24 protein-coding genes are annotated in these 26,451 nt (G+C 66.7%); 14 read left to right on the top strand and 10 right to left on the bottom strand.

All coding sequences use genetic code 11. From position 1 onward, the window contains the following. Nucleotides 1-65: 65 nt before the first annotated feature. A complete protein-coding gene (locus ACWYRN_RS13225; protein WP_488687922.1) occupies nt 66-2,135 on the top strand; it encodes a tetratricopeptide repeat-containing diguanylate cyclase in 2,070 nt (689 codons plus the stop codon). 185 nt (nt 2,136-2,320) lie between these two features. Here the strand turns inward: ACWYRN_RS13225 and ACWYRN_RS13220 are convergent, their stop codons facing one another. From ACWYRN_RS13220 to ACWYRN_RS13195, 6 genes are all read right to left on the bottom strand, one after another. Next, a complete protein-coding gene (locus ACWYRN_RS13220) occupies nt 2,321-2,674 on the bottom strand; it encodes a hypothetical protein (RefSeq protein ID WP_488687920.1) in 354 nt (117 codons plus the stop codon). Between the two features lie 68 nt (nt 2,675-2,742). After that, on the bottom strand, nt 2,743-3,588 hold the full coding sequence (locus tag ACWYRN_RS13215; protein WP_488687918.1) for a hypothetical protein: 846 nt from the start codon (nt 3,586-3,588) through the stop codon (nt 2,743-2,745). Nucleotides 3,589-3,599: 11 nt separating this feature from the next. Continuing rightward, entirely contained in the window at nt 3,600-7,226 is a 3,627-nt protein-coding gene (locus tag ACWYRN_RS13210) for a tubulin-like doman-containing protein (RefSeq protein WP_488687916.1), read from the bottom strand. Between the two features lie 13 nt (nt 7,227-7,239). Beyond that, nucleotides 7,240-7,695, bottom strand: a complete 456-nt coding sequence (locus ACWYRN_RS13205; protein WP_488687915.1) for a hypothetical protein — start codon at nt 7,693-7,695, stop codon at nt 7,240-7,242. Nucleotides 7,696-7,716: 21 nt separating this feature from the next. After that, on the bottom strand, nt 7,717-9,201 hold the full coding sequence (locus tag ACWYRN_RS13200; RefSeq protein WP_488687913.1) for a hypothetical protein: 1,485 nt from the start codon (nt 9,199-9,201) through the stop codon (nt 7,717-7,719). Next, on the bottom strand, nt 9,198-10,679 hold the full coding sequence (locus ACWYRN_RS13195) for a hypothetical protein (RefSeq protein ID WP_488687911.1): 1,482 nt from the start codon (nt 10,677-10,679) through the stop codon (nt 9,198-9,200). The genes ACWYRN_RS13200 and ACWYRN_RS13195 overlap by 4 nt, the downstream gene beginning before the upstream one ends. Nucleotides 10,680-10,883: 204 nt before the next feature. Here ACWYRN_RS13195 and ACWYRN_RS13190 point away from each other — a divergent pair, with 204 nt between their 5' ends. From ACWYRN_RS13190 to ACWYRN_RS13180, 3 genes are read left to right on the top strand one after another with little or no spacing between them, the layout of a single operon-like run. Then, nucleotides 10,884-11,972, top strand: a complete 1,089-nt coding sequence (locus ACWYRN_RS13190; protein WP_488687910.1) for a M29 family metallopeptidase — start codon at nt 10,884-10,886, stop codon at nt 11,970-11,972. A 24-nt stretch (nt 11,973-11,996) separates the two neighbouring features. Further along, nucleotides 11,997-13,187, top strand: a complete 1,191-nt coding sequence (locus tag ACWYRN_RS13185; RefSeq protein WP_488687908.1) for a GAF domain-containing sensor histidine kinase — start codon at nt 11,997-11,999, stop codon at nt 13,185-13,187. Between the two features lie 35 nt (nt 13,188-13,222). Continuing rightward, entirely contained in the window at nt 13,223-14,080 is an 858-nt protein-coding gene (locus tag ACWYRN_RS13180) for a phytanoyl-CoA dioxygenase family protein (protein WP_488687906.1), read from the top strand. A 6-nt stretch (nt 14,081-14,086) separates the two neighbouring features. On the opposite strand, the gene ACWYRN_RS13175 is transcribed toward ACWYRN_RS13180, so the two are convergent. Then, nucleotides 14,087-15,340 (bottom strand): Gfo/Idh/MocA family protein, encoded by a 1,254-nt coding sequence (locus ACWYRN_RS13175; RefSeq protein ID WP_488687905.1) that lies wholly within the window; start codon nt 15,338-15,340, stop codon nt 14,087-14,089. Between the two features lie 211 nt (nt 15,341-15,551). Here ACWYRN_RS13175 and ACWYRN_RS13170 point away from each other — a divergent pair, with 211 nt between their 5' ends. After that, nucleotides 15,552-16,379, top strand: a complete 828-nt coding sequence (locus ACWYRN_RS13170) for an alpha/beta fold hydrolase (protein ID WP_488687903.1) — start codon at nt 15,552-15,554, stop codon at nt 16,377-16,379. A gap of 120 nt (nt 16,380-16,499) precedes the next feature. On the opposite strand, the gene ACWYRN_RS13165 is transcribed toward ACWYRN_RS13170, so the two are convergent. Genes ACWYRN_RS13165 through ACWYRN_RS13155 form a run of 3 tightly spaced genes read right to left on the bottom strand, consistent with a single transcriptional unit; the run spans nt 16,500 to nt 18,926 of the window. Then, nucleotides 16,500-17,852, bottom strand: a complete 1,353-nt coding sequence (locus tag ACWYRN_RS13165; RefSeq protein WP_488687901.1) for a vWA domain-containing protein — start codon at nt 17,850-17,852, stop codon at nt 16,500-16,502. A 1-nt stretch (nt 17,853) separates the two neighbouring features. Then, nucleotides 17,854-18,459 carry a TadE/TadG family type IV pilus assembly protein gene (locus ACWYRN_RS13160; RefSeq protein WP_488687900.1) on the bottom strand — a complete coding sequence of 202 codons (606 nt, stop codon included), beginning with the start codon at nt 18,457-18,459 and terminating at the stop codon, nt 17,854-17,856. Further along, nucleotides 18,456-18,926: a TadE/TadG family type IV pilus assembly protein gene (locus ACWYRN_RS13155; protein ID WP_488687899.1), complete on the bottom strand. Its 471-nt coding sequence runs from the start codon at nt 18,924-18,926 to the stop codon at nt 18,456-18,458. Before ACWYRN_RS13155 ends, ACWYRN_RS13160 begins: the two co-directional genes overlap by 4 nt. Before the next feature lie 120 nt (nt 18,927-19,046). Here ACWYRN_RS13155 and ACWYRN_RS13150 point away from each other — a divergent pair, with 120 nt between their 5' ends. From ACWYRN_RS13150 to ACWYRN_RS13110, 9 genes are all read left to right on the top strand, one after another. Beyond that, complete coding sequence (locus tag ACWYRN_RS13150; RefSeq protein ID WP_488687897.1) at nt 19,047-20,753, top strand: sensor histidine kinase; 1,707 nt, start codon at nt 19,047-19,049, stop codon at nt 20,751-20,753. A 20-nt stretch (nt 20,754-20,773) separates the two neighbouring features. Continuing rightward, nucleotides 20,774-21,427, top strand: coding sequence for a LuxR C-terminal-related transcriptional regulator (locus ACWYRN_RS13145; protein WP_488687895.1), 654 nt, complete (start codon nt 20,774-20,776; stop codon nt 21,425-21,427). A gap of 154 nt (nt 21,428-21,581) precedes the next feature. Next, nucleotides 21,582-21,716, top strand: coding sequence for a hypothetical protein (locus tag ACWYRN_RS13140; RefSeq protein ID WP_488687894.1), 135 nt, complete (start codon nt 21,582-21,584; stop codon nt 21,714-21,716). 36 nt (nt 21,717-21,752) lie between these two features. After that, the gene (locus ACWYRN_RS13135; protein WP_488687892.1) at nt 21,753-21,929 is read left to right on the top strand and encodes a Flp family type IVb pilin; all 177 of its coding nucleotides are present in this window, start codon (nt 21,753-21,755) and stop codon (nt 21,927-21,929) included. An 81-nt stretch (nt 21,930-22,010) separates the two neighbouring features. Beyond that, entirely contained in the window at nt 22,011-22,574 is a 564-nt protein-coding gene (locus ACWYRN_RS13130) for a prepilin peptidase (RefSeq protein WP_488687891.1), read from the top strand. Beyond that, on the top strand, nt 22,571-23,923 hold the full coding sequence (locus ACWYRN_RS13125) for a DUF8689 domain-containing protein (RefSeq protein WP_488687890.1): 1,353 nt from the start codon (nt 22,571-22,573) through the stop codon (nt 23,921-23,923). The genes ACWYRN_RS13130 and ACWYRN_RS13125 overlap by 4 nt, the downstream gene beginning before the upstream one ends. After that, complete coding sequence (gene cpaB / locus ACWYRN_RS13120; protein ID WP_488687888.1) at nt 23,924-24,775, top strand: Flp pilus assembly protein CpaB; 852 nt, start codon at nt 23,924-23,926, stop codon at nt 24,773-24,775. A 13-nt stretch (nt 24,776-24,788) separates the two neighbouring features. After that, the gene (locus ACWYRN_RS13115; RefSeq protein ID WP_488687887.1) at nt 24,789-26,198 is read left to right on the top strand and encodes a type II and III secretion system protein family protein; all 1,410 of its coding nucleotides are present in this window, start codon (nt 24,789-24,791) and stop codon (nt 26,196-26,198) included. After that, nucleotides 26,195-26,449, top strand: a complete 255-nt coding sequence (locus tag ACWYRN_RS13110; protein WP_488687886.1) for a hypothetical protein — start codon at nt 26,195-26,197, stop codon at nt 26,447-26,449. Before ACWYRN_RS13115 ends, ACWYRN_RS13110 begins: the two co-directional genes overlap by 4 nt. Nucleotides 26,450-26,451 lie beyond the last annotated feature (2 nt).

The following is a 26,451-nucleotide window of genomic DNA, read 5'->3' as shown; positions in this document are numbered from 1 at the left end:
CAACACGATTATAATGGTCGATGGCGCCTTTCATCAGAGGGCGCGACGACCAGATCGAGGAAGCTATGCCGGCAGTTTGGGAGACGAAAAAGCCATCGAAGCGCTTGTGCGCGCTGCTGGCATCGCTATTGCTGACGTCTTCCCTTGCCTTTGCCGAGGCCCCGGCGCCGCTCGGGACGCGCCTGGCCGAGATCCGCGAAGTCAACCGCTTCATTCCCGAACGCGCCCTGCCGATGCTGCTCAGGATCGAGGCGGAGGCGCGCGCCGGCTCGGTGGCCGACAAGTCCGACATGCTGGCCGAGCTGTGCGTGGCCTACCAGAAGGTGGGGCGCAACGACCAGGCGCTGGCGACCTGCGATGAACTGATCGCATTCGGCCGTCGCGAAAAGAACGACGCCGCCATCGCCAAGGGCCTGGTACGCAAGGGCTACATCAAGTACGCGCAAAGCGAACTCGCCCTCTCGCACGAACTGATCTGGGAAGCCGAACGCCACGCGCTGGCCACCGACGACGTCGAAGTACGCGTGCGGGTGGGCGTATCGGCGGCCGAGGCCTTTGCCGAGGACGGCAACTTCCCGCGCGCGCTGGAAAAGATGCAGGCCGTGCTGGCCTATACGCGCCAGCATGGCGGGCCGGTGCACATGGTGATCGTGCTGAACTCCCTGACGCGCCTGTACGTGCAGATGCGCGAATACGACAAGGCGTCCGAGTCGCTGGCCGAGGCCTATGTGGCGGCCGAGAAGATCAATTCGCCGGGCCGCATGGCTACCCTGAAGGGCACCGAATACGGGCTGGCGATGGACACCGGCCAGATGCAGCGCGCGCTGAAGGCGCAGCTGGCGGCGCTGTCGCTCGAGCGCAGCATCGGCGCCCGGTCGATGGTGGCGCGCTCGCTGGTGAACCTGTCCGACTGCTACCTGAAACTGCACGATTACCGCAATGCCCTGGCCTACGGCGAGCAGGCGCTCGAGGCGGCGCTCGCCATCAAGGACCAGACCGGGGGCGCCACTGCGCGCGTGAACATCGGCCAGGCCTACCTGGCCAGCGGCCGCATCGCCGAGGGCAAGCGCGCGTTCGAGGAAGGCCTGGCGATCTACGAACGAAACGGCGACAAGCCCGAGCTGCAGACGGTGCTGGCCGAATACGGCGGCGCCCTGGAGCGCGCCGGCGACCATGCGGGCGCGATCAAGGCCTACCACCGCGAGCGCACGCTGTCGAACGAGCTGTTCGAGAAGCGCCGCCAGAAGGCCATGCTCGAGCTGCAGGAAAAGTACGACGCCGACAAGCGCCAGCGCCAGATCGAACTGCTCGAGCGCGAGAACCAGGTGAAGTCGGCCGAGATCGACAACCGCCGCCTGCAGCAGCGCATCTGGTGGCTGCTGGCACTGGTATTCGCGCTGGCGTCGGTGATCGTCGGCCTGTTGTACCGCAAGGTGCGCCATGCGAACGCCCAGCTGCACGAAAAGAACCTGGAACTCAAGCAGCAGAGCGTGCGCGACCCGCTCACGGGCCTGTACAACCGCCGCCACTTCCAGGACTTCATGCGCACCCACCAGCAGCTGGAAAAGCGCGGCGTCGGCACGTCCGGCGACGAGCTGGTGAGCGCGCTGTTCCTGATGGACGTCGACCATTTCAAGCACATCAACGATACCTGGGGCCACGGCGCCGGCGATGCGGTGCTGATCAAGATTGCCGCCAGCCTGCGCGAGATCCTGCGCGAGACCGACATGATCGTGCGCTGGGGCGGCGAGGAATTCCTCGCCTTTTTGCCGGCGATCCCGCGCAGCGGCCTGGACGAAGTGGCGCGCCGCCTGCTGGCCGGCATTGCCGAGACCCGCATCGAGTATGGCGGCGAAACCTTGAGCGCCCAGGTGTCGATCGGCTTCGCGCCCTACCCGCTGGCCCCGGCCGGCCAGCCGCTGCCGTGGGAACGCGCGGTGAACCTGGTCGACATGGCGCTGTACATGGCCAAGGGCCACGGACGCAACCGCGCGTACGGGCTGCGCGGCTTCAGCGGCCTGGCGCAGACCTCGATGGAAGAGATCGAGCAGAATCTCGAGCAGGCCTGGCGCGCGGGGTTCGTGGAGATGTCGATTGTAACGGCGGGGTGGCAGGATTTGCGCGCAAGCGCGTGATCGGGGTTGGGGTTTCCGATGTTGGGGTTCGTAGGGTGGGCACCTGTGCCCACGCGGTCTCACCGGGTGATTTGACGCGACGTTAACCAACACCCGGGTGATCGAACGTCAACGATGCTCCGCCCGGCATTTCGACATGGACGTGCCGCACCGCGTGGGCACAGGTGCCCACCCTACAAACCCGGTTACTTCGCGGATTCTTGCATTCTTTCGCCGGCGCGCTCGACCTTTTCGCCGACCACCGTGCCGGCTTTCTGCAACCCGCGCCCGGCTTCATCGGTCGCATCCTTGATCTTCTCGCGCGCCTCTTCGGTGCGTTCGGCCAAACGGTCGCGTGCTTCGTCGGCGCGTTCGGCCACGCGCTTGGCCGCCTCGTCGGCCTTTTCCAGCGGCGCGCGCAGTTCGCGCGCCACCTTGTCGCCGGCCTCGTCGATGGCCTTGCCGGCCTGTTGCGCAGGGCCTGCCTCGCCGTCCTCGCGCGGCGAGCAGCCGGCCAGGGCCAGCACCAGCAGCGCACCCAACATGGTCATGGTGTTCATGATCCCTCCTGTGTTCGCGTTCCAGCCAGCATACACCTTGCTGGCATTGCACGGCTCACGGATGAGCATCACCGGCCGTCGGCACGCGGATGCTCGGGGCTGCGTTCCTCGATCCTGTCGCGCAGAGCCCGCGCATTCTCGTCGTCACCCCAGCGCTTGGTGAACGCACGCAAGCGCTGGCGCGCCTTGTCGAACGAGGACGCCGCCAGCGCCGACTCGACCGCCGTCTTCGCTTCGCGCCAGGCCTTGTCGCGCTGGCGCTTGCGGGTGCAATCGGCGGCGGCGTCGTTCAGCACCTGCTGCACGTGCTGCAACTGTTCTGGCGTGGCGCGCGTCTTGCGCAGCGCGATCAGTTCGCTCTGGGCTTCGCGCGGCTTGCAGGACGTGGCCAGGCCGATCGCCTTGTCCATCTGCGCCTCGATACGGCGCTTACCCGGATTGGCGACCAGCCAGACCACCCACAGCAGGGCCAGCGCCAGCAGCCACCAGCGCAGGCGCACGGGCCTGCGCTGCGGCGGCTGGGAGGCGGATGCGCGCACGCCGGGCGCCGGCCGGGCGCGTGGCGGAACCGGCGAAATTGGCGGAACCGGCGGCGCTGGCACGGCGCGCGGTGTGGATGCGGGCGCGGGCGTGGATGCGGGCTTTGGCGGCGGCACAGGCGCCGGGCCGGCCGCCGGCCTGTCCGGCGCACGCGGCGAAACAGTGCTGGCGGCAGCGGCGGCAAGGGGCACGCCGTCGTGCGCCGGCTTCTCGATGCGCACGCCCGGCGCAGCCGGCGCGGCATGCGCCGCCACGTTCCCGCGCTCGATACCCTCCTGCTGCGCCGTACCGCAGTAGGGGCAAAAGTTCACCCGGCGCGGCCAGCTGCGGCCGCACGAGGACTGGATACAGCGATAAACCGATGCTTCTGCCACAGGCGCCCTTTCTACTGCGGGTCCGGAATGCCATCGTCCGGATCGGGAATGGCGTCCGACTGCGAAGCATGAAGCCCGGGAATGTCGGCCACGGTCTGCCACTTGCCGAAACGGGTGTCCTGCGCCATGTTCCAGGCGCGCGTGGCCAGGTCGACCTCGCCGCGCGCGAGCTGCTGCACGATCTCCTCGACCGCGAACGGCCCGCGCTGGGCGCCGCCCACGAACAGCTTGTAGCGCGGACCGGCGGCCATTGCCGGCACCGGCGCCGGTGCGGCCACGTGCGTGCGCCGCTCGACCGCCTGCGCCGCGCGTGCATCGCTGGCCAGGAACTCGGCCTTGATCACGCGCTTGTCGATTGGCCGCTCGACTTCCCAGTTATAGGCGTCCGACGCCGAATCCGGCACCGCTTCCGTCCACTCGGGCAGCGTGGCCAGCGCGGCGTCGATGGCGGCGCTCGTCAGCGATGGATCGAGCGCATTCGCGCGCCGGAGCCAGGCGTCGTACAGGCGCCGGGCCGTGATGTTCGGCAGCGAAGGCGACGGCAGCTGGGCGCCGGTCTCGTCGACTTCCAGGCGCGGCTCGTACACGCGCAGCTGGTAGTGGCGCATCAGCGCGGCCAGCAGCACCAGCTGGTGCGGGCCGCTTGATGCCAAACGGTTGCGCACGGCGGCGATCACCTGCTCGCGGTAATACGCCGGCAAGCCGTTCGAGCGGATCGCGAACTCGTTCCCGATCTGCAGCCACTCGCCGGAACCCGGCTCGACTTCGAACAGGTATTGGCCGCGCGGCTGGAAGCTGGCCTCGCGGTCGCCCAGGTCGGCTTTCCTGCGAATGACGCCGAGGGCGATCGCCTGCAGGAACCACTCGTAGTCGTCGGCCAGGCGATTCAACTCGTCCATCGATGGCGAAATCGGATGGCGGAAGCGCGTCGAATCGAAGTGCAGATGGGTCGGGATCTTCGGGTTCTCGATCTGGTACGAGGCGCGCCAGGTCGGCAGGCCGCGCAGCACCGTCATCGGGATGCCGGACAATTCGATGTAGCACACCGCACGCCCGGGCACGCCCGTGTTCACGATCGAGACCAGGTCGCCGTGGAAGAAGCCGGTCGGCACGGCGGCGCGGATTTCAAGCTCCATGCGGCGCCAGGCGCCTACATCACCCACTCCGATAAAACACTTGAATTGGTCCGAATTCGGAGTGAACTCGGCCGAGAAGCGGGCGTTCACCCAGGGCATGGCACTGCGTATCCATTCGGCGAAAACGCGCTGGCGCTCCTGCGGCGTCATCGCGTTCAGGCGGTCCAGCAGCGGGTCGCTCGGCTCGGCGCCGAGGTCGGAACTCGACAACTGCGTCTGCGCGCGGCGGAACAGTTTCAGCAGCAGGTCCGAGCGCATGCGCTCGTCGCCCAGCTGCGGGAACAGCTTGCCCGAGCCGCCGAACTCCAGCAGCACTTCCTCGCTCCATGCACTGACATCGCCCGTGAGCCGCACCGGCGCCGGCTGCACGTCGCCGGCCAGCTTGATGTAGGTGGCGTGCTCATGGCGCGCATCGCTGCGCAGCTGGGCGATGCGGTTGTCGACCGCATGCAGGATCTCCTGCACGTGGCGCCGCCCTTCCTGGAATTCGCCGGCAATGCCGCTCCACTGCGCGTTGCCCTGCTCGTCGGTCGATTGCGGGTCGCCCAGCCAGGCCGACATGTTGCGCATCACCTCGATGGATTGGCCGGCCGACACCGCCAGCAAGTGAAAGCGCAGGTAATCGGCGATGTCGCGCTTCAGGTGGGCCATCACTTCGCGCGCCTGGGCATCCTTGCCGAACAGGCGGCCGGCGGCCTGGCCCAGGTTGTTCAACGATTCTTCAACCTGGCGCGTGCGCAACGCATCGCGGATGTCGCGGTAGCGGCGGCCATTCTTTTCCGCGTTGATCAGATCGCGTTGCAGCAGGCGCGCCTTTACCTGCTCCAGCAGCGAGAGCACGAATTCCAGCCCGCCCTGTTTGCGGTCGTCGAGCAGCGCGTACAGGCGTTCGCGCACGCGCGTCTTCAGGCGGCCGGTGAGTTCACCGGTGTGGCGCTTGATGCGGTCTTCGCTGGTCTCGGCGGTGGCGCCGGCTTCGCGGATGGCGTCGCGTTCCAGTTGCGGCAGCAGCTCGGCCACCTTTTCGCGCCACAGCTTGATGTCGTAGCCGGCCATGATGCGGTCGATCTCGAGCTGCACCTTGCTTTCCACGCGCTCCAGCAGCGAGCGGCCATCCTTGTCCATCAACAGCTGCTCGGTGAGCGCGTATTCCTGGAACGGGGTGACGTCGACCGTCCCCTTTTTAAAGTCGGGGAATTCGCTGAAGGGACGCTCGCGCATCTCCATCTGCTCGCGCATGAAGCTGTCGCGCTCCGCGTCGCCGGCGCGCCGCGCCAGGGCGCCGTCGCGCCCGACCAGGCCGAAGAACTCCTTCACCATCAGCGCCGCCAGCTCGTAGGCGCGGATGTCCTCGCGCAGGCTTTGCTGGGTATCGAGGACCGATTGGCCAAAGGCCGAATACACCTTCGAGTAAGACAGGCGCATGTCGCCGAAGCGCGCTTCCGGCACACGCGGATTGTAGGGACCGAGCTTGTGCTGCTGCTGGTTCACCGCCACCGAGCGCTTGCGGTTGGCGAAATCGGCCGAGGCGAAATCCTCGAACAGGGTGTCGGCCACCATCTGGTAGACGTCCTTCACGTCCTGGGTCGCCTTGTTGGCGAGATTCGCCGTGTCGACAAAATACACGTCGTCGAAGGGCGCGCCCTTGCCCTGGATGCTGTCCGGGTCCATCCACGATACGCGCGCATTCATGTCGCGCATCGTCGTTTCCAGCTCCATCATGGTGGCGTAGGCATTCGCCTCGGTGCGCTCCTTGTTCGCTTTGGCAAAACCCGAGGGCATGAACATCACCAGGTCGACCTGGCTGTCGGACACTTCCTGGCGCGCGATGGCTTTCGCCATCCAGCCCAGGTCGATGGCGCTACCGGCGCCGGTTCCGCCGGCGTTCGAGCCGATGACGACGATGCGGAATTTGGACGTATCGACCTGCAGGCCGAGGCGCTGGTAATTCTCCTTGCGCTCGATGCCGGCGTTACTGCTCAAGAAATTCAGCGCGCCCTTGATGCGGCCGCGCAGCTTGGGGTATTTATCGAACAGGTAGAGGCGCGCGACCGAACGGATCTGCCCCGCCCCTTTCGACGGATCGATGCCGAGCGAACGCAGCTTCTTTGGACGCAGCGGCATCCAGCTTTCGATCAGCGGAAAGCGCGCCAGGCTGTCGTCGGACTCGTGGTACTGAGGGAGGTCGAGCGGCTCGACGAGCCGCTCTTCATCCGTCAGGCGCACCAGTTCGTACCAGGGGTCGGTGCGCTGTGACTTGCCTTCGTCGATGATGGCGTTGTTGTCGAGGTCGAAGTGCAGGAAACGCGCGACCGGGAAGTCGGCGATCGACTCCACGCGGGTCGGATGCTGCTTGTTCCAGACCGCCGACAGGATGCGGCGGCGGATGCGCATCATGACTTCCATGCCGGTGCCGCCGGCGCCGATGAACAGGGTCGGACGCAAATCGACCTTTAGTTCGGCCTTGCGATGCATGCTTGCTGCGGTGGGGATCTCTGCCATGTGTCTGTCCATTTCAGCGGCGGCCGATGAAGAGTGCGGCGACCAGCGCCACCGCGCCCACCACGACCAGCGGCGCGGTCACGCCCCAGGTGAGATAGCGGCTGGCGTTGATGATGGCCAGCACCGCGGCGGCCGACAAAAACGCCAGGCCGACGAACAGCAGCCAGCCGGCGCTGCCCGCCGTCGACGGCGCCACGCGGCGCACGACCATGTGGTGCACGTAGGCGTTGCGGACAAAGAAGTACACGACCAGCAGCACCACGAACACGGCCGCGCCAATCGACAGGTCGCGCGTGGAGGTGTCGGTGACGGCGGGCGGCAGCGGGCCGGGTACGACCTCCACCGGGCCACCCGCCGTTTCGGGCGTGGTCTGGGGCAGCGCCGCATCGGGTGCGTTCTTCTCCTCGGGCAGCTTGAAGCCGGGATCGGCCTGGCCGCCGGATGGCGTAGTGGACGGAGTCGCTTGCATGGTGGTTTCCTTTTTTTGGGCTTAACGGCCCAGGCGCACCTGCGCACCTTCGCGCAGGTCCGTCAGCTGGTGGCCGAACAGGGTTGTCTTCAGGCGCGCGACTTCATTGCCCGCCTTGTCGTAAATCGCTTGGTCGGCGCCGGCGCGCGCATGCATGGTGCGCAGTTCGTCTTCGACGGTGACGTAGGCGCGCTGCGGCCGCATCCAGGCGTACGCCGCGGCGCCAGCAAGCGCCAGCAGGGCCAGCAGGCCGCCGCCCACGGCCAGCAGCGGCGCCATTCCGTAATGCACGCGCACCTCGATCGGCAGCACGGCGGTGGACGCCTGCACCTGGGCCGGCGGCGTGAAGATGTCGGGCAGCGGGTCGCCCGGGAACAGCGCCGCCATGCGCTCGCGGAAGGCGCCGGACAAATTCAGCTTCTGGTCGGCCAGGTGCACTTCGATGGTGCCGGGCAGGACGTAGGCCGAGCCGGCAGACTTGACCGCATCCATCGACCATTTGCTGGGCAGCTGGGCCACCGGCAGCTGCAGGGTCGAGGCCAGCGGCTGCGGCTTGCCGGGAACGAGGGCGTTCACGCGCGCACTGCCCAGCGTGACGGGCTTGTCCTCGCCGCCCAGCTTCGAACGTGCGCTCAGGCTGGCGCTGGCGATGGTGTAGGGGTACATCGTGTTCTCGATGTTCCAACCGATCTTTGCCGATGGCGATACCGCGCTTGACGCCACGTCGGCGCGCAGCACGCCGCCCTGCCCCATCGAGAAGCGCACGCCCGGCGCATCTTCCACCTTGCGCGGCACCAGGCGCACGGTGTTGCGATCCAGCGGCTTCAGGCGCGCGGGCGGCTCGGTGATGATCCTGGCGATGCTGCCGCTGGCCAGCAAGCGTTCCAGCGCCTGGGCGCCGGTGGGACCGATCGCAAAGGCGTACACCATCAGCCCGTTCGCGCGGTAATGCTGGCCCTGCACCTGCATGCGCAGCGGAAAGGCCAACGCGGTGCGGATCGCGCCGCCGCGGTGGATGAGTTCATAGAACTCTCGGTTGCGCTGGGCCGTGGCCTGGTCGTTGTTCGGGCTGTTGCGGTTGTTCGTGACCAGCCAGACGATGCCGTCCTTGCCACCCAGTGCCTGGCTCATGGCCGCGCTCACGGCTTCGCCAAGGTCGGTATCGGCCAGGGCGCCGCCGGGTTTGCGCGCAGTGTCCAGGCCAGCAAGTGCCTTGGTGACTTGCGCACGCATGCCCTCGCCTACCTTGGCGGACACCAGCGCCTTCGGCGACGGCGCACCAGGCAGCGACTGGTTGAAGGCGGCCAGCACCAGCGCATCGCCCGGCTGCGCCACCGCCAGCGCCAGTTCCGTCACCAGCGGCTTGAAGCGCGATTGCGGGTCGGCGTAGAAGGGTTCCATCCAGCCCGAGTTCTGGACCAGGAAGACCTGCGGCGTGGCAAAGGCCGGCAGCGCGCCGCAGAGCAGCGCAAGCAGGACCAGCACGCGATGCAACAGGCCGCTCACGACAGCTCTTCCAGGCGCCAGCCGCGCATCGCGTTCCAGTCGGGATGGTGCAGCCACAGCGCGCCGTCGTACACGAAGGGCACGCATTCGAGCGGGCGGCTCAGGCGCGCCACTTCGTCGAGGATCACGTTGCGCTTGCCGATCCATTCGATCGTGGTGCGGGCGATGGTGCGCACCGTGAGCGCTTCCTCGGCGCGGCCGGTGTACTTGTGGAAGCGCAGCACCAGCCCACTCGGCTGGCTGCGATTGTTGTTGAAGCTGCGCAGCAGCGGCAGGACCAGGGTGTCATCCTCGTGCACGTCTTCCACGTGTTCGGCCGACCAGGGTTCGTCCAGCACGGCGTGGCCGCGGCGGAACAGCAGGTTCGCGAAGCCAAGGCGCGCGCCGTCGATGGCTTCAAGTTGCGGTTGCTCTGCACCGAGTTCGAGGAAGGAATAGGCCTGGCCGTCGTGCCCGATCTGCCACAGGCGGCCGTCGCGGCTTTGCGTGGGGCCGCCGAATTCCAGCCTGGGCGACCAGCCGCCGGACCAGGGCATCCAGCGCGGCGCCTCGCCCGGCCGCCAGGCCAGTTGCCCGCCCTCGTGCAGCCAGAACAGGCGGTTGTCGTAGCCGATCGGGCGCATCCAGCCGCTTGTGGGCGCATCGTCGCAGGGCAGGATCTCGCCATTGGCCACATCGCCATCGGTGGCCAGCAGTTGCAGCCGGCCGTCGGCCACAAAAGGGCAGCCGACGTGGCGGCGCATCGCGCCCGGCGCGGCAGCCAGCGTGCCGGCGAACAGGGGTTCGAGGCGGTAGCTGTCGTTGACCGGGTTGATCCACAGCCGCGCCAGGCCGGTATCAAGCGGCACCACGCCGACTTCGCCGCGCGCCGGATTCAGGGCGGGCAGCCAGCCGTACTGGCCGGCGCTGAAACGCAGTTCGCTGACCGTGTTCTCGGCCGCCATCACGTGCCACAACTGAGCCAGCGGGTCCCAGTATTGCAGCACGCCGCGCGCCGGCGCAATGGCCAGCAGGCGCTGTTCGGGGAAGCCCCAGGTGGCGGCCGCAAACACGCAATGCGCGTTCGGCGGCACCGGCATCGACAACTCGGCGCGGCCGATCGCGGGCGCCGCTGGACGTTCTTCCAGGCTGTCACCCAGCGCCAGCGAGGTCACCGGCAAGCCATGCGGCACGTGGCGCGGCAAGGCCTGGTCGCCGGATGCGCCCCACCAGTCGGGCTGGCGCAGCACGCGTCCACCCAGTTTGTGCAGCGCCTGGCCGCAGGTCGGACAGAACGCAAATCCTTCGGGATAGATCGGCGCGCAGGCGCAGGACGCCGGCAGCGAGGCGCCGAGCAGATGGGCGAGATCGGGCAACCGGCCGCGCGCATGCGCCTGCCAGTCGACGCGGCCCAGGCCCTCGGTGGCCTCGAGCGCGAACTGTCCGCTCTTCTCGTCCTCCAGCCAGATGCTGGACGGCGTTTCCCATCTGTATGTCATTGCGCTCCGCTGCCGAATGAAATATGCATGTGATTCAAGTATTGATTTCTGTCTAAATCATAACGCTGCCATAGCCGCGACGGCGCGCCATTCGGGCGGTAGCACGAGGCGGCACTTCAGGGATCAAAAGACGCGCTATTGAGGGGAACTTTGGGCCGGAACCGTATAATGGACGGCATCCGACATGCCCTCACGCCGTACGCCATGACTTCCCTCCCCGCTTCCGCCGACATCGCCTCGCCCGACCTGCCCGCGCACGCCATCGATGCCGCCACCGCGCACCTGCGCGACATCCTCGGCTTCGCCATCGAGCACGGCCCGGCGCAGCGCGCGCTGGTGGTCTACGACCAACGCACCGGCCTGGCGCGCGCCCTGGTCGAGGCCTACCGGCGCAACCTGCCGGAGGCCGACTTTATCGACTTCGACAGCACGCTGCCTGAAGATGTACTGGCACGCTTCCGCGCGCTGTCGGCAAAGGACCTGGTGGTGCTGATCCAGTCGACCAACTTCCGCCTCGAGGCCTTCCGCATCCGCGTCGAGCTGTTCAAGCTGGGCCTGAAAGTGATCGAGCACGTGCACCTGTCGCGCATGCCGGGACCGCAGTCCGAGCACTACATCGAAGCGCTGGCCTACGAGCCGGCCTACTTCCGCGGCGTGGGCCGTGGCCTGAAGGCGAAGATCGACACCGCGCCGATGGGGCGCGTGGTCGGCGGCGGCGAGGAGCTGGTGTTCGCCTCCCGCTTCGAGCCGGCCAAGCTGAACATCGGCGACTACAGCGAGATGCACAACGTCGGCGGCCAGTTCCCGATCGGCGAAGTCTTCACCGAAGCGCTCGACCTGGAAGCGGTGAATGGCCGCGCGCAGATCCACGTGTTCGGCGATACGAACTACCGCTCGAACCGGCCCGAGACGCCGGTGACCATCATCGTGGAACAGGGCCGCGTGGTCGGCACCGAGAACGCAACGCCGGCCTTCCAGCAGGTGCTCGACAACATCCGCATGGAGGAAGGCGAAGTCTGGGTGCGCGAACTCGGCTTCGGCATGAACCGCGCGTTTACGCGCGAGCGCCGCGTGGACGACATCGGCACCTACGAGCGCATGTGCGGCATCCACCTGTCGCTGGGCGCCAAGCACGGCGTGTATCCGAAGCCGGGCTTCAAGCGCAAGGATGCGCGCTATCACATCGACGTGTTCGTGGTCACCGATGCCGTGTATCTAGGCGACGAACGCGTGTATGCCGACGGCGCCTGGACCGTCGGCCCGCTGCGCGACGGTGTTAGAATCCCGGGTTAACACATTTACCCGCCGGGGAAGCGCATGGCAGTAGACCTTCGCAAGAGCGTGGACGAAATCCAGGCCATCGGCGCCGTGCCGAAGATCCTGGAAACCGTGGCCGCCATGACCGGCCTGGGCTTCGTCTGCATCGCCCACGTCACCGACGACGCCTGGATCACCTGCGCCGTGCTCGACAAGCTCGAATTCGGCCTGAAACCGGGCGACGAACTCGACGTCACGACCACGCTGTGCGAGGAAGTGCGCGACACCGGCCGTTCGGTCATCATCGACCACGTGGCCGAGAGCACGCAGTACGCCGGCCACCACACGCCGCGCATCTACGGCTTCCAGAGCTATTTTTCGATTCCCGTGTTCCGCACCGACGGCCGCTACTTCGGCACCCTGTGCGGGCTCGACCCGAAACCGATCAAGCTGTCCGACCCGGTCACCGTCTCGACCCTGCACCTGTTTGCCGAACTGATCTCGAAGCAGCTCGACGCCGAGAACCGCCAGCAGGCCGCCCGCTCGGACCTGTCGTCGGAACGCGAGACCGCCGAACTGCGCGAGCAGTTCATCGCGGTGCTGGGCCACGACCTGCGCACTCCGCTCGGCTCGATCGCGCTGGGCGCCGACTTGCTCGCGCTGAAGGTGGCCGACCCGGCGCTGCGGCCCGTGGTCGAGCGCATCCGCCGCAGCGCGCGGCGCATGGCCTCGCTGGTCGACGACGTCATGGACTTCACGCGCGGACGCATGGGCAGCGGCATCCGCCTGAAGCTGCGCCGCCACGACAGCGTGCACCTGACGCTGGAACAGGTGATCGACGAAATGCGCGGCCTGCACCCGGAGCGCGTGATCGCCGCCTCCATCCCCGACCTGCTATGCCTGGATTGCGACCCCGAGCGCCTGGCCCAGTTGCTGTCGAACCTGCTGGCGAACGCACTGGTCCATGGGAATGCCGGCACGCCGGTCCACATCGACGCGCGCCACGAGGACGGCACGTTCGTGCTGTCGGTGTCGAACGAAGGTCAGGACCTGCCGCCGGAAGTCATCGCCCAGCTGTTCAAGCCCTACTGGCGCGCCACCTCGCGCCCGGGCAGCGAAGGACTCGGCCTCGGCCTGTACATCGTCGACCAGATCGCGCGTGCGCACGGCGGCAAGATCGACGTCACCTCCAGCGCCGGCCGCACCGCCTTCACGTTCACGCTCGATAACGTGCGGCCAGTGTCGACTTGAATCCGCGCCTGCGCCCAACCAACCCTGTACCCACCATGCTGACACCCGAACAGCGCGCCGGCTTCGAGCGCGACGGCTTCATCGTCCTTCCCAACTTCAAGTCCCTCGACGAGATCGCGGCATTGCGCCAGCGTGCGGAAGAAATCGTCGACGCCTTCGACCCCAGCGACGAATTGAGTAACCCGCGTGCGATCTTCACCACGCGCAACCAGGAACGCGCCAGCGACGCCTGGTTCCTCGGCTCGGACAATACGGTGCGCTGCTTCTTCGAAGAGGAAGCCTTTGGCCCGGACGGCCAGCTGCGCCAGGCCAAGGCGCTGTCGATCAACAAGATCGGCCACGCCATGCACGACCTCGACCCGGTGTTCGAACGTTTTACGCGCGACCCGAAGCTGGCCGCCGTGGCGCGCGACCTGGGGCTGACGCGGCCGCAGGTCTGGCAGTCCATGTACATTTTTAAACAACCTGGCATCGGCGGCGAAGTGCGCTGGCACCAGGATGCGACCTTCTTCGATTCCACCCCGATCAGCGTCACCACCTTCTGGTTCGCGCTGGAAGACGCCACCGTCGACAACGGCTGCCTGTGGGCCGAGCCGGGCGGCCACCGCGGTCCGCTGCGCGAGCGTTTCCTGCGCGACGGCGACCGCATCCACATGGAAAAGCTGGACAGCACACCGTGGCCGGATGACAGTACCGCCGTGCCGCTGGAAGCGAAAGCCGGCACCCTGGTCTGCTTCCATGGCCTGCTGCCGCACTACAGCGCGCCGAACCGCTCGCCCGTATCGCGCCATGCGTTCACGCTGCATGCGACCGATGCGAATACCGCATACTCGCCGCGCAACTGGATCCAGCGTGACGCCAGTTTCCCGGTGCGCGGCTTCGATCCCGAATAAAGCGGCTCAGGCCTTTTCTTCCGGCTCCGGCCCGCGCGTCTTGCCCGGCGGCGGCGTCAGCTTCACCGCCCGCCCGCTCTTCGCCGACGCGTAAATCGCCTCGATGATGCGCTGGTCCTGCAGCCCCTCTTCCCCTGGCGTATGCGGCTGCTTGTCCTGCCGCACGCACTGGGCGAAGTGGTCGAGCTCCTTGGCGAACTGGTTCTCTTCCTCGACCTGAATCTCGGACGTCTGCTCCTGGCCCTGCTCCTTGCCGCCTTCCACGCGCGAGATGCGCAGCCTGTTGCCGTTGTAGGCGTAGGCCGGGTTCATCTCCGCAAACGCGGTCGAGCCGTTCAGGCGGAACATCTGCGACTTGTGCGAGGCGTAGCCGGTGCTGCAGCTGGCCACGAAGCCGCTCGGGAAGCGCAGCACGAACTGGCAGGATTCCTCGACCTCCTTGAAGCGCGCATCGCCCGGCGTCGACCAGGTATGGCCGATCACTTCCACCGGCTCCTCGCCGCTCAGGAAGCGCGCCTCGTTGATGCAGTACAGGCCCACGTCAGGCAGCGCGCCGCCGCCGGCCAGGGCGCGCTTCAGGCGCCAGTGCTGGGGATCGCCCATGTTCTGCGAATTGCACGACACGAACTCGCGCAGCTCGCCCAGCTTCTTCTCGCGGATCATCTTCACCAGCGTGCGCTCGACCGGCGCGTACTGGCGGCGGTAGGCGATCATCAGCTTGCGCCTGGCCTGCTTGCAGGCGTCGATCATGCCCTGGCATTCGGCCACGGTATTGGCCATCGGTTTTTCGCACAGCACGTGCTTGCCGGCGCGCGCGGCGCGGATCGTGTACTCGGCGTGCATGCTGTTCGGCAGCGCGATGTAGACGCCCTGCACTTCCAGCATGCCGGCCAGCTTGTCGTAGTCCTTGTAGTCGAGCACCGCGCTTTCCGGGATGTTGTACTGGCGCGCGATCTTGAGCGCCTTGGCGCGGTCGCCGCTCACCAGCGCCACCGGTTTCGTGTGCTTGCTCTGCGCGAAAGCGGGCAGCACCTCGTTCACCGAAATGCGGCCCACGCCAACGATGGCGATGCCGACCCGCTCGTTCATCGGGTCGCCGGGCGGCTCGGTCTTCTCGGGCTTTTCGCTTTTCGTCTCGATCGGCGGGAAGGTGACGCGGTCCTTTTCGGCCGCGGCGGCCCCCATCGCGGGAGCGGAGAGGGCGGCGAGCGTGCCCACGTAGCGCAGGAAGTCCCGGCGCGGCGCCTGGTCGTGCTTCATTGGGTGAATCCTTTCGGCAAGGTAGAGCTGACTGGAGGGTGATTTCCATGCTCGCATAGCCGTTCAAATGCCAGCGCTACATTGCCTGCATGCTAGAAATCGGCGCGCCGGCTGGCGATTCATCGCGCCCGCTTGCCGTTCGTCGCAATCGGCATGACCACGCGCCGGCCGGGGTCGAGGATGCGGTTTCCCCAACCCGCACGCCGACACCATGACGCTCTCCGCCACCCGCATCCCGCTCCTGTGCACTGCTTTCTGCACGCTCGCCCTCGTCACCGCACCCGTACCGGCCGCCGTCGAACTGGCGCGTGTCGACACCGTCGAGGGCCGCAAGCTCGAAACGCTCACCATCCGCAACCCGTCGGCAAAAGCAACCGTGGTCTTCGAAAACGGCTCGCGCGCCACCCTCGCCGGCTGGGACAAGGTACTCGATGGCGTCAAGAACAGCGCCACCGTGTTCGCCTACAACCGCCCCGGCTATGCCAACAGCGAAGCCACGAGCGCCCCGCGCGACGGCGCCACCATCGTCGAGCAGTTGCGCGCCACACTCAAGCGCAAGGGCCTGCAGCCGCCGTATGTGCTGGTCGGCCATTCGCTCGGCGGCCTGTACATGCAGCTGTTCGCGCGCCGCTATCCGGAGGAAGTGAAGGGATTGGTGCTGGTCGATGCGCTGTATCCGCGCGTGGTCAAGCGGCCGCAGGAATTTCCGCTCTACACCCGCGCCGGCAAATGGCTGTTCTTCTCGCGCACGGTGCGCGACGAGATCGACAGCATCTGGGAGACCGGCGAAATGGTCGCCGCCCTGCCGCGCATCGACGACAAGCCCATCATCCGCCTGGTGAACAAGCCCGTGTCGGCGACCGCGATCGCCGTCGATTTCGGCGCCTTCAACTTCGACAACGAGACCCGGACCTTCGTGAACGGCCTGTACCCGAAAGCGAAGACCGTGGTGGCCGATGCCTCGCACCAGATGCAGGCCACGCATCCGGAGATCGTGGCCGCGGCGATCCGGCAAATACTGGAGGCAGCGGATCGATGACAACAACAGCCGGGCCAGGTTGAGAAGGCCCGGCATTCGGACAGGAGCTCAGCCTTATACGAGGCCGGGCACCGGAATACAGCAGAGGCCGTGTCCGAATGCCATACCTGACCCTCGCTGTTATTTCGAGATGCGCAGGATTGCCGAGGCCAGGCGCGAGAAGCATGGGGTGAGGCCCGCCTCGGTAGCGGCGTAGCAATACATGCCGACCGGCTTCTTGTCGTCGTAACAGTGTTTGGGGCCATCGGCAACGTTGGCCATGCACTTCAGTACGTCTTCGCCCACTTCCTTGTCGACCCCGCTCTTGGCTTTCAGGTCGCTGCCCATTCCGAGCGTGAACACATAGATTCCTTCGTCCCTGGCTTTCGCGGCAACCGCCTCGGGCAGGTTGCGCGCGGCACGGTCGATGTTGCGCTGCATGCTGATCGTCGTGCTCAGGTCGGCCGTTACCTGGCGCGGATAGTTCGTCACCAGCGGAAACTCCAGTCCGGCCGGATTGTTGGGGTTGGCCGGATCGTTATGCGCGTTGTACCAGTCCGGAAGCGCGCCGACCGTGTCCGCCAGCTTTCCGTTACGGGTGACGCTGCATCCGCTGATCAACTGGCCAACGCTGTTGTCGAGCTTATACAATCCCTTGCCGTTGACATCGATAATCCCCGCCTGGTTACAGGGCGGCGCTTTCTTGAATGTCAGGAAAGTGCCCAGCGCATTCGGTACGCCATCGGAAAAGAAGACGATCACCCGCAGGCTGGAACGCTTTTTTTCCGGGATGCTCTTGAGCTGGTTGCGAGCCTGCCACATGCCTTCCACCGAGGCGGTATTGCCTGAAAATTTGTACTGGTCGATCTTGTCCAGCATGGTCGCGCGCGCAAAACCGCGCGCATCTTGCCTGATGGGCTCGTCTATCTCGGCGCCATAGGCGAAATGCACGAGTCCAACCCGGTCCTGCGTTACATTGAATTTGTTCAGGAAGCTCCTGGCAGCAGCCTTGACCGCCGGGCCCGACGACGACAGCGATCCCGAGGTATCGATCACCAGCGCCATGTCCAGGTCCTTGCGGATGGTCTGGGCGCTGGCCACCGGCGTCAGTTCGGTAAAGCCGAGCACCTGCATCAACGATACCGGCATCGGCGCCTGGGCATGGACGTCGATCGTTACTTTGCCGGTATCGAAGCTGACATCGGTGCGCAGCAGTTCGGGTTTCGACAACAGGTAGTTATCCGGCATGTTGGCGGCAAAGAAATCGGCCGCGGCGGCGCGGGCGTTGCTTGCCTGGGCGGTCTGGTTGTCGCCTGCGGTGACCGCGCGGGCGCCGGCCAGGGCCGCCGCGTCGACGGCCGCGTTCAGGCGCGCCTTGACCAGATACGCCAGGCCGCCGTCGACCACCAGGCCGGCCAGCGCCAGCAACACGAGCATGGACAGTGCGACCATGACGACAACCGCGCCACGCTGGCGCTCGAACGAAGAAGGCATATCAGAAAACCGTCATGGAATACAGGTCGGGGCCGAACAGGGGAAGGCCGAGATAGGTGCTGGCATCGGCCGCCAGCGTGTCGTACTGGTAGAAGGTCTCGACGACGTGCACGACTTCGCCATCGCCGAGCTTGCCGCTCATGACCGTGGTAAGCGGGCGTTTTTTCTCGTCGATGCCGCTGCACGCCCCCGTACCGCTCCAGCTCGTGCACTTGTAGACGCTGCTATCGGGCAGGTAGCCGTTCGAACGATATCCCAGCTTGCGCTTGGCATCATCCCAGCGGTACTGGTCGAGCACGACGCTGTACTTGCTGCCGCCGCTGACAACACCCATGACACGGGTGATGTACACCATGCCCTGGCGCTCGACGTTCAGGGGCGGCGCGCTTGCCATCAGGGCGTAGAGAATATCCTGGCTTCCGGTGTCGAGGGGAATGCTGCCGCGTGCCGCCAGGTTGGCGCCTTCGCGGCCGATATTGACCATGATGATATTCGCTTGCAAGGCCCGTGCGCCATCGATCACGCCCAGCAGCAACAATAGCAGGATGGGTAACAGGAGGGCGAATTCGACGGCGGCGATGCCGGACTGGTGACGCGAGCGCTTCATGGGAAATACTCGTTGCGCATCGTGGCGGCGACCGCGAAGTTATACTTGCCATCCTCGAAAAAACTGGCCAGCATGGGCGTGGTAACGGTCCAGCTGCAATCGAGTTTGAGGACGATGATGTTTCCAGCCGCGCCGAACATGCCTTCGTTATAGGTTTTCGCAGAATATGCTTTGCCGTCGACTGAAATCACCGGTTGCAGCCTGTCGTACATGCCAAGGGAATTGTCGCGGATGCTCTGGATGACGGCGAGGTAACGCTGCTGGCTGGCGGTATTCGGGTCCAGGTTGCGCTGGCCGGTAATGGCATAGCGCGCGCCCTCGCGCACCGCATACTGCATCGTCAGCGTCGCAAAGAACATCATGCTGAACTCGACCAAGGCCAGCAATACCAGCAGGAACACCGGTGCCACGATCGCCATCTCGACAATTGTCGCGCCGGATTGACGTTTGGAAATCATATTGCCCATCTTTCGGACTTTTAGTAGTTTTTTGTTATTGATTACAGTAAACTAGTGAATTCTACAGTGCAATATCCGTTGCCGTATGCTTTTGAAAACGATTTATTTGCTGTGTCAGCTGGCAACAACATGATGTCATGGGTAGGCAGGCTCGCCCGTTGGCCCGGCGCCGCCCGGGGGCGTTTCCAGGACCAGCGACTCGCGCCGGGCGCCGAGGCCTGGATGGTATTCGGCATGCGCCTGCTGCTCTCGGTGTCGGCGCTGCTGACCCTGTATGTGAGTCCCGATCCGGGCCTGGTCGGCGGCCTGGCCACTGGCCGCTGGGCCTGGCTGGTCTTCCTCGCCTATGCCCTGCATAGCCTGGTGTTGCTGTTCATCGCCCGTCACCGCTCCGGATTCTGGCACGGCCCGACGGTCTATTGGATCGATATCGGCTGGTATGGCCTGATGGTGTACGCCAGCGGAGGCGCGCCCAGCCCGTTCTTCTCCTTCCTGTTCTTTGCGATCCTGGCGGCTTCGTTCCGCCATGGGTTCGACGCCGGCGCCCGCCTGACGCTCGGCGCCGCCGCCGTCATGAGCGCAGCCGTGTTCGCGGTACACGGGTTCGCATCGCTGCACCTGCTGCTGCTGCGCGCCACCTTTGTCCTGGCACTGGGCTACATGATTGCCTTCTGGGGCGGCTCGGCCCTCGACCAGCGCCGCCGCCTGGCCCTGCTGCGCGACGTCAGCCGGCTGTCGAATCCCCGTTTCGGCGTCCAGCACACCCTCGACTCGCTGATGGCGAAGATCCTGCTGTTCTACGGCGGCCGCACCTGCGTGCTCCTGATGCAGGACAAGGCCGGACACTGGATGCTCAGCACGGCGCAACATCCGCGCAGCGGCCGCGCCATCAGCCGCCAGCGCGTGAGCGAAGCGGCAGTGCAGCTTCTGTTGGAATGCGAGGATGGCAGCACCCTGCTGTACCGCAGCGCCATGCGCGGTTTCCCGGGCAGCGCACAGGCCGCGGCGCTGGCGGCGGGCCGGCAACAATGGCAAGGCGCCGATCCGGCCGCCGCCGAGCGCATCGCCGACCTGCTCGACGCGCGCGCCTTCATCAGCGCGCCGCTGCCGCTGCGCAAAGGCACGGGCCGCATCTTCGTGACCGCCGACGAGCGCCTGCGGCGCAGCGACGCCAGCTTCCTCAAGCATATCGTCGAGCAGGCGTTTCCCGTGATCGAGACCATCGACCTGCTCGACCGCCTGGCCTCGGAAGCGGCCTTCCGCGAGCGCCAGACCATCGCACGCGACCTGCACGACAGCACGATCCAGCCTTATATCGGCCTGCGCCATGCGGTGGCCGCCATTCGCAGCCAGGCCGACGCCAGCAACCCGGTCGGCCCGGAGCTCGACCGCCTGCTGGCCATGTGTTCCGACGTACTGGACGACATGCGCCAGTTCGCCCAGCGCTTCCGCAACGGTCGCCAGGAAGAACCCGAACTGCTGATCGCGCTGCGTCGCCAACTGAACCAGGTACACGCCTTCTACAACGTCGATGTGCAACTGGTGGCAGCCGATGCCCCGCCCATCCACGACCGCATGGCCGCCGAAGTGTTCCAGATCATCACCGAGGGCGTCAACAATATCTGTAAGCACACCCGTGCGCGCTACGCCACCGTGACACTGGGGCAGGAAGAAGGCCAGCTCGCCATCGGCATCGCCAATCCGCGCGAGGCGCGCCACACCCCCCTGCCTTTCGTACCGAAGTCGATTTCGGAACGGGTGCAGGCGCTGGGCGGCAGCCTGGATGTCGAAGCGGCGGGCGAGGAGACCTTGCTGCGCATGCGCCTGCCCCTATGACCTGTTTTCCGGAGTAACGAATGAGCAGCATCCGCATCCTGCTGGTGGATGACCACAAGACCATGCTATGGGGCCTAGAACGCCTGATCGAGGCCGAGTCGCCGGCGCTTGCGCTTGCCGGCAGCGCCGCCGACGCGGCCGAAGCGGCCGCCCTGTGCGCCGCGCTCAAGCCCGATATCGTCCTGCTCGACCTCGACCTGAAAGGCAGCAGTTCGCTCACGCTCCTGCCTGCCCTGCTGGCGGAAGGGGCACGGGTGGTCATCCTGAGCGGGAACCGCGACCAGGCCACGCTGCTGTCGGCCGTGAAACTCGGTGCGCGCGGCGTGGTGGGCAAGGATGCCCCGACCCGCGACGTGCTCGGTGCGATCCGCAAGGTGGCGGGCGGCGGCATCTGGCTCGACCATGACCTGATGCAGTCCATGCTCGGCCAGCTTGCCGCGCCGGCGCCGCGCGCCAACCCCGAAGCTGCCCGCATCGCTTCGCTGACCGCGCGCGAGCGCGAGGTGATCGGCATGATCGTGCAGGGCAAGGGCGCCCTGAACAAGGAACTGGCCGACCGCGCCGCCATCTCCGAGCGCACCCTGCGCAACCACCTGAGCACGATCTATCAGAAACTCGATGTCGCCAACCGACTCGAACTCTACGTCTACGCCACCACTCACGGCCTGGATTAGCCGATCCAGGACAAATGTACCAGGCCTGCCGGCATAAATTCCTACCCCATTCAGGATATTTGACGGATGTTCGGCCTGGCGCCTCCCCGTAGTATGCCATCCGTGCGCTGCGCATCGAATCATGCGGCGCAGCGGCAACTGAACAGGAGCGCAAGTGTACGACGAGGACGATTTCCCGGAACAGCACTACGAACGTACGGGAAGCCCGGCCATGGCGTACGCAGTCCTGGCAGCCCTGGTTGCCGTTGTCGGCGTCATCGCGGCACTGGCCGTATGGACGAGCGCATAAGCCGAGCAAACTCACATTAACTATCTAGGGATTACCATGCAATTCATCAAGAACTTCATCAAGGAAGAAGACGGCGTCACCGCAATCGAGTACGCACTGCTGGGCGCACTGATCGCTGGTGTCATCGCCGTTGCGGTCACCGCACTGGGCACCAACATCAAGACCCTGTTCCAGTCGCTGGCAGACATGATCAAGAACAAAAAAGGCGTCTAAGCGGCACATCCGGCGCTGCGGCGCCGATCAATCCGGAACGGATCGGCCGTTCCGGATTTTTTTTCACCACCGGATTCCATCTTGTCCCTGCTCCCCTTCCTGCTCCTGTTCGCGCTGCTTGCCGCCGCCGTCTGGCATGACGTGCGCGCGCGCCGTATTCCGAACGCCGTGGTCTTTCCCGGCGCGCTGGCGGCGCTGGCCCTGCATGCCCTGCTGCCGGCCGGCGACGGCCTGTTCGGCACGCCGGCGGGGAGCCTGGGCATGCTGTCGGCGCTCGGCGGCCTGGGCCTGGGCCTGGCCTTCCTGCTGCCGATGTATGCGCTGCGCCTGATCGGCGCGGGCGACGTCAAGCTGCTGGCCATGGTCGGCGCCTTTGTCGGCGCCGGCCAGATCCTGAGCATCGCCGTGGCGACCCTCATTGCCGGCGGCGTACTGGCATTGCTGGTCGCCGCCTGGCAGGGCAGCCTGCGCCGCGTGCTCGGCAACGCCTGGGCCATGGCGCTGCACAGCGGCCTGTCGGCGCTCGGCGGCAGCCTTGCCGCCCCGACCGGCGGCACCGGCCGTCTGCCATATGCGGTGGCGATCGCCGCCGCCACGGTTACCTGCGTGCTGTGGCTGCGCACCCATGGAGAACTGCCGCTGTGAGCCCGCATACCGCTGCACCGGCCGCGGCGCGCGCCCCGCGCAGCGTCGAGGAGACCGGCCTGCCTTTCCTGTTCCTGAGCGAGCTGATCGCCAAGGTCCTGTACCGGCGCGGCCAGCTGCGCCTGCCCGAACTGGCCGCGCACCTGAAGCTGGGCGCTGCCGTGATCGATCCGCTGATCGCTTTCCTGCGCGCGGAAAAGCTGTGCGAGATCGCGCGCACCGGCGCCAGCGGCACCGATGCCGATTTGTCCTATACGCTGACCGAGGCCGGGCGCGCGCGCGCCGCCACCGCCCTGGCCCGCAACGCCTATGCCGGCCCGGCGCCGGTCACCCTGGCCGCCTACAACGAACAGGTGCGGGCACAAAGCGTGGCCGGCATGCAGGTCACGCGCGAGGCGATGGCCGCGGCCTTCGCCGGCATCACCGCCAATCCGCATGTGCTGGCCCAGCTCGGCGCGGCCATGAATTCCGGCCGGGCCCTGTTCCTGCACGGCCTGGCCGGCAGCGGCAAGACCTACCTGGCCGAACGCTTGCGCGACCTGCTAACGGGCAGCATCGCCGTGCCGCACGCGCTGATGGTCGACGGCGAGGTGATTCCCTTCTTCGACAGCATGCAGCACGTGCAGGTGGAGGAAGAAACGCCGGCTACCGCCGGGCTGGACCGCGGCAACGCGCCCGACCTGCGCTGGGTGCGCGGCGTGCGCCGTCCGGCGGCGCTGGCCGGCGGCGAGCTCACACTCGACATGCTCGACCTGCGCTTCGACCCGCATACCCGCCTGTACCAGGCGCCGCCGCACCTGAAGTCGAACAATGGCATCTTCGTCATCGACGACCTGGGGCGCCAGCGCTGCACGCCCGAGTCCCTGATGAACCGCTGGATCGTGCCCATGGACCGGAACGTCGATTACCTGAGCCTGCACACCGGCTATACCTTCCAGGTGCCGTTCGACGTGATCGTCGTGTTCTCGTCGAATTTCGTTCCCCAGCGCCTGTCCGACGGCGCCTTCCTGCGCCGGCTCGGCTACAAGATCGAGGTGCCGCCGGCATCGGAGGCCGAGTATGCCCAGCTGTTTCGCCAGGCCTGCGCCGATACCGGCGTGGCCTTCGACAGCGCCGCCTTCGACTACCTGCTGGCCTGCCATGCCGGGCGCGGCGTGCCGCTGCTGGCCTGCTACCCGCGCGACCTGTTGCGCCAGCTGCGCGACCTGGCGCGCTACGAGGACCGGGTCCCGGAACTGAGCCGGGAAGCCCTGGACTGGGCCTGGGACAATTATTTCGTGGCCGGCACCCAGTCCGGCCAGCCCTTGCAGTTCGAACGCCGCGACCGCGGCAAGATGGAGAACCATTGAATGCGTAATTCGAAACCGCTGCTGATCATCGGCCTGGCCCTGTTCCTGGCGCTGGCAGCCGTCCTGGTCGCCGCCAAATGGATGGGCGAACAGGGTGCCGCCGGCACCCGCATCGTCGTCGCCAGCGCCGACATCGGCCAGGGCACGCGCCTGGTCGCGGCCAACCTGCAGTTGCTCGACTGGCCAGCCGGTTCGGTGCCGCCCGGCGCCATTACCGACATCGCCCAGCTCGAGAACCGCATTTCCCGTGCCGACATCGGCCGCGGCGAACCGGTACTCGAGTCGAAGCTGGCCCCGCCCGGTACCACGGGCGGCCTCTCGGCCGTGGTGGCGGCCGGCAAGCGCGCCATGACCGTGCGCGTCAACGACGTGGTCGGCGTGGCCGGCTTCGCCCTGCCCGGCAACTACGTCGACATCCTGGTCAACCTGGAAAGCACGGCGCTCGACAACGGCGCGCGCCAGCCCTCGATCTCGAAGATCGTACTGGAGCGCATCCTGGTGCTGGCCGTGGCCCAGGAATCGAACCGCGACGATACCAAGCCGCGCGTGGTCAATGCCGTGACGCTGGAGCTGGCTCCGGACCAGGTGGAAAAGCTCGATCTCGCGCGCAGCATCGGTTCGCTCTCGCTGGTGCTGCGCAACCAGGTCGATCCGCAGCCGGCCAACACCAGCGGCGCCACCCGCGAATCGGTCCTCGGCCTGCCTGAAGCCAAGCCGGCCCCTGTTGCCGCCGCGGCGCGGCCGGCCCCATCGGCGCCGCGCGCGCCGGCCAGGGCACCGGCGGCGCCGGCCCCGGCCGACAGCGTCCTCGTGATCCGCGGCCTGGATGCCGCCCCGCAAGCACTCAACTGAAGAATACCCGTCCATGAACCTCACCAACAACATGACCCGGCTCGCCTGCGCCCTGGCACTGGCCTTCGGCGCCGGCCACGCCGCTGCCGCCGACTGCATCGACCTGGGCGGCCGCACGGGCGCCAGCGAACGCCTCGACCTGGTGCGCGGCAAATCGGTCCTCAAGCGCTTCTGCAGCCCCGCCAGCCAGGTCACGGTCGGCGCGCCCGAGGTGGCCAACGTGGTGGTGCCGAATGCCAGGGAAGTCGTGATCGTCGCCCGCAGCATCGGCACGACCAACCTGATCGTTTCCGGCCGTGACGGCCGTTCCACCGTGCTCGACCTGAACGTGCGCCTCGACACCGGCGCACTGCGCGCGCAATTCGACAGCCTGTTCCCGGATGAGAAACAGATCCAGGTCGGCAGCAGCGGCAATACCCTGGTGCTGTCGGGCATGGTCAGCGATGCGGCCGTGGCCAGCCAGCTGATGGCGCTGGCCACGGCCTTCCAGAGCGGCACCCCTGCCGCCGGTGCCGCCGCGGCTGGCTCCGGCGCGGCGCCCGCCGCCGCACCCGCCGCCCAGCCGGTCCTCAACATGCTGAGCGTGGCAGCCCCACAGCAGGTGATGCTCGAAGTGAAGATCGCCGAAGTGTCGAAGTCGCTGGTCGACAAGCTCGGCGCCAGCGTCGGCTACCGCAAGATCAGCGGCGGCTGGACCCATGGCCTGCTGTCGAACCTGCTGAGCGGCAGCGCCGGTGTCATCACCGACATCAAGAACAACGGCATGAAGGAGTTCGCCATCGATGGCGAGAACCGCGATGGCCTGGTGAAGATCCTGGCCGAGCCGACCGTGATGGCGGTAAGCGGCCAAGAGGCGAGTTTCCTGGCGGGCGGCAAGATCTTCATCCCCGTCGCGCAGAGTGGCATCGGCGGCGGCAACACGATCACGCTCGAGGAAAGGGAATACGGCGTGGCCGTGAAGTTCACGCCCACCGTGCTGGCGGGAGGACGCATCAACCTGCGCGTGGCGCCGGAAGTATCGGAACTGAACCGCGAAGGCATCGGCATCAGCACGAACGGCTCGGCGAACGCCACGGCGATCCTGCCGGCATTCACGACGCGCCGCGCCACGACCACCGTGCAGCTGCAGGATGGCCAGAGCTTCGCGATCGGCGGCCTGATTCGCAACAACGTCACCAGCAACATCAAGCGCTTCCCGCTGCTGGGCGAAGTGCCGGTGCTCGGCGCCCTGTTCCGCAGCAGCGACTTCCAGAACGACCGCAGCGAACTGGTGTTCATCGTCACGCCGCGTCTGGCCCAGCCGCTGCCGGATGCGCCGCGCCTGCCGACCGACGATTATGTGCAGCCCAGCCGCGCCGAGTTCCTGCTCAATGGCCAGCACGAATCCCAGTCCCCATCCGCCAACACCAAGGGAAAACAATGAAACGCCTCCTGTCCACCATGGCGCCACTCGCGCTTGTGTCGACCCTGGCCGGCTGCGTCGCCGGCACGCCTTCCGCGGGCGGCCAAAGCGTGCGCGCCATCATGGCCAGCCAGGCCATCGCGCCGCAGCCGCAGCGCGCCGCCGGCGCCATCGACGGCGCTGCGGCTGCGGCAGCCTATGCCAACTACCAGGGCTCCTATGTCACGCCGGTGCCGCAAGGCGACAGCCCGACCTTCGGCAGCAGCAAGTAAGG

This window comes from Massilia sp. BAP21 (assembly GCF_057801335.1).
Note: the sequence above shows the minus strand (reverse complement) of the source record. Positions and strands in the feature narration are given on the sequence as shown.

Bases quoted from the DNA above. Each gene is read 5' to 3' on its own strand.
- ACWYRN_RS13175 (WP_488687905.1), bottom strand. From the start codon at position 15,340: ATGAAGCACGACCAGGCGCCGCGCCGGGACTTCCTGCGCTACGTGGGC.
- ACWYRN_RS13145 (WP_488687895.1), top strand. From the start codon at position 20,774: ATGAGCAGCATCCGCATCCTGCTGGTGGATGACCACAAGACCATGCTA.
- ACWYRN_RS13115 (WP_488687887.1), top strand. From the start codon at position 24,789: ATGAACCTCACCAACAACATGACCCGGCTCGCCTGCGCCCTGGCACTG.
- ACWYRN_RS13195 (WP_488687911.1), bottom strand. From the start codon at position 10,679: ATGACATACAGATGGGAAACGCCGTCCAGCATCTGGCTGGAGGACGAG.
- ACWYRN_RS13190 (WP_488687910.1), top strand. From the start codon at position 10,884: ATGACTTCCCTCCCCGCTTCCGCCGACATCGCCTCGCCCGACCTGCCC.
- ACWYRN_RS13135 (WP_488687892.1), top strand. From the start codon at position 21,753: ATGCAATTCATCAAGAACTTCATCAAGGAAGAAGACGGCGTCACCGCA.
- ACWYRN_RS13205 (WP_488687915.1), bottom strand. From the start codon at position 7,695: ATGCAAGCGACTCCGTCCACTACGCCATCCGGCGGCCAGGCCGATCCC.
- ACWYRN_RS13180 (WP_488687906.1), top strand. From the start codon at position 13,223: ATGCTGACACCCGAACAGCGCGCCGGCTTCGAGCGCGACGGCTTCATC.
- ACWYRN_RS13220 (WP_488687920.1), bottom strand. From the start codon at position 2,674: ATGAACACCATGACCATGTTGGGTGCGCTGCTGGTGCTGGCCCTGGCC.
- ACWYRN_RS13110 (WP_488687886.1), top strand. From the start codon at position 26,195: ATGAAACGCCTCCTGTCCACCATGGCGCCACTCGCGCTTGTGTCGACC.
- cpaB (WP_488687888.1), top strand. From the start codon at position 23,924: ATGCGTAATTCGAAACCGCTGCTGATCATCGGCCTGGCCCTGTTCCTG.
- ACWYRN_RS13170 (WP_488687903.1), top strand. From the start codon at position 15,552: ATGACGCTCTCCGCCACCCGCATCCCGCTCCTGTGCACTGCTTTCTGC.
- ACWYRN_RS13225 (WP_488687922.1), top strand. From the start codon at position 66: ATGCCGGCAGTTTGGGAGACGAAAAAGCCATCGAAGCGCTTGTGCGCG.
- ACWYRN_RS13155 (WP_488687899.1), bottom strand. From the start codon at position 18,926: ATGGGCAATATGATTTCCAAACGTCAATCCGGCGCGACAATTGTCGAG.
- ACWYRN_RS13165 (WP_488687901.1), bottom strand. From the start codon at position 17,852: ATGCCTTCTTCGTTCGAGCGCCAGCGTGGCGCGGTTGTCGTCATGGTC.
- ACWYRN_RS13185 (WP_488687908.1), top strand. From the start codon at position 11,997: ATGGCAGTAGACCTTCGCAAGAGCGTGGACGAAATCCAGGCCATCGGC.
- ACWYRN_RS13150 (WP_488687897.1), top strand. From the start codon at position 19,047: ATGATGTCATGGGTAGGCAGGCTCGCCCGTTGGCCCGGCGCCGCCCGG.
- ACWYRN_RS13160 (WP_488687900.1), bottom strand. From the start codon at position 18,459: ATGAAGCGCTCGCGTCACCAGTCCGGCATCGCCGCCGTCGAATTCGCC.
- ACWYRN_RS13210 (WP_488687916.1), bottom strand. From the start codon at position 7,226: ATGGCAGAGATCCCCACCGCAGCAAGCATGCATCGCAAGGCCGAACTA.